General features: G+C 57.6%; 5 protein-coding genes. 1 reads left to right on the forward strand and 4 read right to left on the reverse strand.

The features are described 5' to 3' along the window. Positions 1–227 precede the first annotated feature (227 nt). Positions 228–1223 carry a hypothetical protein gene (locus tag ABIC25_RS24820; protein WP_280088790.1) on the forward strand — a complete coding sequence of 332 codons (996 nt, stop codon included), beginning with the start codon at positions 228–230 and terminating at the stop codon, positions 1221–1223. Between the two features lie 71 nt (positions 1224–1294). Here the strand turns inward: ABIC25_RS24820 and ABIC25_RS24825 are convergent, their stop codons facing one another. The 4 genes from ABIC25_RS24825 to ABIC25_RS24840 all read right to left on the reverse strand — a co-directional run bounded on the left by ABIC25_RS24825 (position 1295) and on the right by ABIC25_RS24840 (position 5747). After that, complete coding sequence (locus ABIC25_RS24825; protein WP_280088791.1) at positions 1295–2779, reverse strand: hypothetical protein; 1485 nt, start codon at positions 2777–2779, stop codon at positions 1295–1297. A gap of 34 nt (positions 2780–2813) precedes the next feature. Continuing rightward, complete coding sequence (locus tag ABIC25_RS24830) at positions 2814–4100, reverse strand: site-specific integrase (protein WP_354563574.1); 1287 nt, start codon at positions 4098–4100, stop codon at positions 2814–2816. Positions 4101–4251: 151 nt separating this feature from the next. Beyond that, positions 4252–4617 carry a helix-turn-helix domain-containing protein gene (locus tag ABIC25_RS24835; protein ID WP_280088793.1) on the reverse strand — a complete coding sequence of 122 codons (366 nt, stop codon included), beginning with the start codon at positions 4615–4617 and terminating at the stop codon, positions 4252–4254. Next, positions 4614–5747 carry a tyrosine-type recombinase/integrase gene (locus ABIC25_RS24840; RefSeq protein WP_280088794.1) on the reverse strand — a complete coding sequence of 378 codons (1134 nt, stop codon included), beginning with the start codon at positions 5745–5747 and terminating at the stop codon, positions 4614–4616. The genes ABIC25_RS24835 and ABIC25_RS24840 overlap by 4 nt, the downstream gene beginning before the upstream one ends. Between the last annotated feature and the right edge of the window lie 168 nt (positions 5748–5915).

The raw sequence follows: 5915 nt of genomic DNA on the forward strand, positions 1-5915 counted from the left end.
AACTGGTAACGAGACGTGTTCAAGTAGGACGAGTAGCAGAGCGCCAGGACAACTTCGAATACCACCCCGATCCGGCCTCTCGAGAATTGAGCGCGAGCACCAGCAGATTTGGTTATTTTCCCTCGCGAAGCGACATCGCGGCGAGGCTCAGGCACTCGATCAGCGGAGGTTCGCCCGTCTAGCTTCTTCATTGCGGACTAGGCACCACGCTTCAGTACGATTGTTGGATGCCCATGTCTAAGCCATTTGCCGGTCCAGGACCAGATCTCTTCGGCCCTGAACTAACCGAGCGCCTCCGCGAGTTGAGCAGAGCTATTCAGCAAGCGCATCAAGCGCAGCTGAGCACGATAGCTCGCACGCAGGCTGAACTCATCAAGTCGAGCGCAGGAATCCCCGAGATAAAGGTGCCCGAGGGCATTCTAAGGGCAACCACCACGATCAAGGTCCCCGATGGCTTCCCCGGTGCCCATGCGATCAAGATCCCCGATGGCCTCGTCGAAGCTCTTCGATCCAAGCCACTCACCGAAGGTCTACGTCGCGCCGTCGAAGGTCTGTTTCCTGCGAACTGGCCGAAAGGAACCCTCAGTCGACTCACCGAGGTCCAAGCGATTCTCGAAGAGGATGGCATACCAATCATTCATGTGCCGAGGGCTGAGATTGTCACAGCGCTCTTGAATTCAGCCACAGCCTCAGCCCGCTATAGTGTCCTCGAGAACCACGCTGAAGAGATTGCAGAGGACTGCTCCGTTGCCTTGGGGGAGGCTTTCCACTCCAACCTTTCAGCACAAATTCCGTTGGCAAGGGCGGCTGTTTCGGCCTTCCAAGCGGGCCACCGAGAGGCCGCCCACGCCCTAGCGGTGCTCGTTTGCGACACCTACCTCAAAACCTATTTGGACGACCCGCGCAAGCAACGAGTCACGTACAAGGACATGGCGAAGGCGGTTGCCATCGACAAGACGTTGCAGGGGCCGATCTCGCTGGAACTAAATATCCTCTATGCGTTCGCCCCAGTCGCTCCATTCCTCGCGGAGTGGTGGCCGAACGACCAGAATCCGACGCCCCCACCCACGAATCTTTCTCGCCACGTAAGCGTTCACAACGTCAGCGTCGATCACTACACACCGCTGAATGCGACTCTCGCGATTATGTTGCTAACCAGCCTCACTGTCGCCATCGACCGGATGCAAAAACATCAATCGGCGAAAAAGGCCACGACGCCTTGACCCAGGCGTATGCCGTCGCGTCAATTCGCGTTGATTGCGATATTGATTCAAGTGGAGAACGGCCCCCGAAGCTAACTTTTTCCCGTGTCCTGGCTATTGGCCTTCGCATCTTCGCGACGACGCGAAGGCGGAAGTTCCTCGAAGATATCGTTCAGGTCATCCCAACCGTCGATAACACCGACTGTTGTGAGCAGCACATCGGCAATTTCCCCACACCTCTCAGGTTCCGCGAGAGCAGTTCTAGCCATAATCAGCAGTTGAAGGCCACTCACCAAGCAGTGCTCACGCATCTCAGCGTATCGGCGCATCTGGTCGGGAAATGTTGGTTTCGTTCGGGCCAAGGGCGGCTGATCGCGGTAGGAGTTGATAACGAGAATACCTTTCGCGGTACGCCCTAATTCGAGCTCCTCAGCAACCCACTTTTCAAGCTGCGCACAATGGGACTCAGCTGCACTCTTTGTGACGCCCTTGGTCTCCACCACGATCGCGATCTCGCCATATTCTCCACGCACATCGGTTCTTCCAGGAATAGTGGGTTGAAGTTTGAATCCAATCGCCGTCAGAGCTCTAGCAACAGCCTCTTCTAATAGCGTTCCAGACCCGGCGACGAGAAGCTTCCATTGCTGATCGGACTCCAATGCAACCTCAAGTCCGTCCATCTCAGCCTGAATTCTAGCCATTTCCAGGCGAAGCTCATCCAACTTTCGCGACCGCTGCACTTCTGATCGGAAGAGGTAGTGACCAACCCAATCCGGCCAAACGATTTCATCCGAACGACTAAAACTCAGCAACCAGTCCAATACCATCCGGTCCACGGCCGAGCTATCCGATTCAATTTCGTCTCCACCAGCATCTTCCTCAAGACTATCCACTTCATCGACTGAGTCGTAACCAGCACTGGCAACTCGACTGCCGGAGATGTCATCGACGTCATCGTCATCGTCTTCAACCGCACCTGTGACCAAGACGGGAAGGAATACAATATCCCCTTGCAAATAAGCCGTACACGCAGCCGTGACTTTAGGAGTTCCTTTAATCCGTAGGAGCGGTCTGAAATCCTCAGGACATTCGATGATGCACGCGTAACACCACCATTCTGACGTCTGCCGATATAACGGACCTATCGAACTGTCCGCCGGTTCCATTTCGTCACCGAGCGCCGCCCACCGTTTTGGGCGCTTAGGCAAGGAGTCCAAGATGTCACATTTTGTCACAATGGTCGTCGTGTGGCGATTGCGCCCGGTACCAGAGTATTGCCTTTCCCCTGAGTCGACATAGACGCGAGCATCACCCGGCAGGAAAACGACAAGCGTCCGGCCGAGTTTCAAGAATTCTTCGAAGTCGTTCCTGCGACGCGCAATTGCCTGCCTGAGGCTCGGGGAATCGTGGTCAGAGATGCGCGGTAATCCACCATAGGAGCCACTCGTTCTAAAAGCTTGCATCGACGAGTGCGGATCCCAAATGACCATGTCATAGTCGTATAGCGAGTGAGTTGAATCGAAGCGAGCTCTCGCTGCGTCGATCTCCATATTGCAGTCAAGGAGCAGTATTCTCATTCGAATGGTAGTCCTCCGTGTCGGTTTCACATGATCAATGGTCGCCAAAATTGCTCACATACTCTGCATAGGTAGCCGCAGATTCCACCGCATGTCTCTCGATCGTCGCGGGGGAGTAGCCAAGTACATCCGCAAGGATCGCAGGTGGTGCAAGCTTTGTGAGTTCGTGGAGCGTTCCGAGACGGGCCGCCCTGGTACTGAAGGTCGTCGTGAGCCGCGTTCGTAAGTGCCCCGGGTTGATGTGTTGGCCCGGCATGTATCCGCGGAACACCCATGTCGTCGCCGGATGCGCAGCGGTGTTCGCGAGGTCGCGCTCGCCGGCGAGGTAGCGGAATGGCTCATCAAGGGGTTCGGGTAGGGCGATGGCGATGTCGCCGAGAGTTACTGTCACAAGCTCGTCGGAGACAATTACGTCCTCCCAGGTGAGTTTGACGACGCGGTCGATCTGTTGGCCGAAGACGAGGACGAGGATTGCCGCAGCTCGGTCTCGAGGATTGAGTGCCGGTTGGTTCGACGTGATGCTGTCGACGGCATCCTGCTGGTCCTCAGCACTCATCTTGCGACTGCCACGACGGTGCGGTGTCATCGTTAGATTCGCAGGGACCAGCTTGGTCTTGATCGCCCACGAAAGGAAGCGGATGGCGAACTCTCTCGTGCTCGGACCTTCGGCTTGCCAAGCGTCCAGGTCGGTCTGAGACAGGTCCGTAACCGAGACGTCCCGGCCGGTGAGCCAGTTGAGGAAGTCGATTGTTACAGTGACGGTTTGCTTGGATCTCAAGAAAGTTCCTTGCGACACCGACTCCATCGAATGCATCTGGCGTAGGTGGTGCCACCGGATATAGCGGTTTACGACGTCACGATGTTCCTCGGATGTCACACGGCTGAGGGCTTCGTTAGACCATTCGATATAGCGGTGGAGCAGTCCGTCCCTAGGCGGAAGGATCTCGTGGGTCACCAACAGCTCTCGAACGTACTCGCGCGTTCGTGACTGCGGTAACGCATCGACCACCTCATGAGTCACCGTCGGCGACTGTGCAAGCTCAGTGAGAAATGCAGTGACGTGCGGTTGGTTGATCCACGTGAGTCCGCTATTGGCTCGTTTCATGGACTTCAACGCCGCCGCGAAGGGTTTGAGGTCCTCGTTGATTGACCCTGTCTCTGGGTTCGTCGGGATTCGGTCAATCGTCGATCCGAAGACGCATCGCCAGCACCGCCCCTTGGCATAGAGCTCTTCTTCTGCACCGCATTCCACACAGTCGACGTTCAGTTTGATGCCACTGCAGGCACGGCAGGCGGGTCGACCGTTGATGATTCCGGGCAAGACCCCGTTGTGGCCACATGCGCACACACCGCGGGTCCGTTTGGCCGCTTGGTAGCAGTAACCGCAGATCTCTAGCCCCTGCCAGGTGACAACGCATTCGCGGTGCTCTCCGCAACGCTCGCAGGGGAGCCAGCGCTCTGGATCTTCTGGCTTACGTGGGCGTGCCATCGTTACCGTCATCTCGGACGATCTTGATCCTGCGTGCGACGGAGCGCTTCTCACCTACGCCCAAGTCCGCCGGGCTCGCCGGCGCGTCTGCGGTGGCCGCGGCTCGTATCTCGACGTAGGGCTCAAACAGATCGTTGGGTGTGCATTCGAGGATGTCGCATAGGGCGGCGAACGTACGGGCCGGGATCCGTTCGGGCGTACCAGTCACCAATCGGTGCACTTGTGCGTTGGAGAGGTTGATCCCACGTGACTTCAGCAACGGAATGAGTTCCGTTGTCTTCCAGAGGTTGTGGTCGGCCATTCGTTGGCGCAGATTCCAGTGATAGCCAATTCGGCGTTGCTCGCTCACGGATACTTCCTACTCCCACTTTCGTCACGAGTGACGATTCTCTGTTGGATCATCCTCTGGATGGTCTTCTGCTTGAAGTCTGCAGATACCGACGTGTAGAGGGCAGTGGTCGAGGAGTATGCGTGGCCGACTTGCTGTTGTACGAACATTGGGTCGTATCCCGCCTCAAGGAGATGCGTGACGTACGAGTGGCGCAGGCAATGCATCTTGAGTTCCTTCGGCAGGCCGGCGATGTCGCGGACTGCGGTGAAGGTTCGATTGAAGTTTCGGATACCCGTGGCGCCGGCGCGTTCGGATGGCCACAGTGATGCCGAGCGGTCCGCGGTCGCAAAGAGCTCACGCCCGTGCTGGGACATCCAATGTTCGAGAATGCCTACGACCCAGTCGAACTCAGGCACAGTCAGGACCGTGCGTCGCCGTGGGCCCGACCCTGACATGCCCTTGGCGTAGCGGACTTGAACAGCGCCGTAGTGTCCATACTTCTCGACATGCGGATTCGGGCCGAAGTCGTAGTAGTCCAGCATCGCCAGCTCGCGGCGCCGGAGACCGTAGGCATAACAGACCTTAAACGCTGTCGAGTCTCGCATGAGCGGGAGCCAGCGTTTCGAGCCCTTCGTGAACTCCTGGTCTACGAGGTCATCACACGCGTCAAAGAACGTCTGTAATTCGACCTGGTTGAAGCTACGCCGATTGGCCGGAATGGCGTCATCTGTCTTGTGGCGCGGCGTGTTCCACTCGAAGACAACTTGAGCGGGAACGTCATCGAACGCTTTGCTACAGAAGGTAGCCCACCCGTACCTTTCGTCAGTGACGTAATAGCAGAACGCCCGAATAGTGCCAGCGTTCGCGCGCAGCGTCGACACCGAGACAGCTTTGGGACCGGTGCGCCGATCAGCGAGGAACTCATCGACATGGATGGGTTGCCAGGTCCACGGATACTCGTTCGAGTGCTCCTGGAATCGCGCCACCAAGCTGCAGGACGACCGGATAAACGGCACACCTAGGCCACGCGCCAGCATCTGCGCCCGCCAGCCGTCCAGCATTGCCTCGAACACTCGGTCTTCGGGCCGCAAGAGACCGACGACACCGTTGGCGAGGAACTCAGGGAGCCGGCCCGGGACGCTCTGCATCAACTCAATGTACGCGAGATTCTCTCATCTGTTTGGCTAAACCAGCGGCGAAGTGCGCGAACGACGACCCAAGCGAGCGACGGCACGCCGCACGCACTGGCGCAACCTGCACGGCTACTCGAGATGGACTGGGTCGAGTCCTCTCATCTGTTTCTACTCAGCCTTGTT

Source organism: Gordonia sp. PvP123 (genome assembly GCF_040547295.1).
Lineage (GTDB): Bacteria > Actinomycetota > Actinomycetes > Mycobacteriales > Mycobacteriaceae > Gordonia > Gordonia terrae.

What these genes read in the sequence shown, in the direction of transcription:
- ABIC25_RS24820 (WP_280088790.1), top strand. Translation starts at nt 228, where the DNA reads ATGCCCATGTCTAAGCCATTTGCCGGTCCAGGACCAGATCTCTTCGGC.
- ABIC25_RS24825 (WP_280088791.1), bottom strand. Translation starts at nt 2,779, where the DNA reads ATGAGAATACTGCTCCTTGACTGCAATATGGAGATCGACGCAGCGAGA.
- ABIC25_RS24840 (WP_280088794.1), bottom strand. Translation starts at nt 5,747, where the DNA reads ATGCAGAGCGTCCCGGGCCGGCTCCCTGAGTTCCTCGCCAACGGTGTC.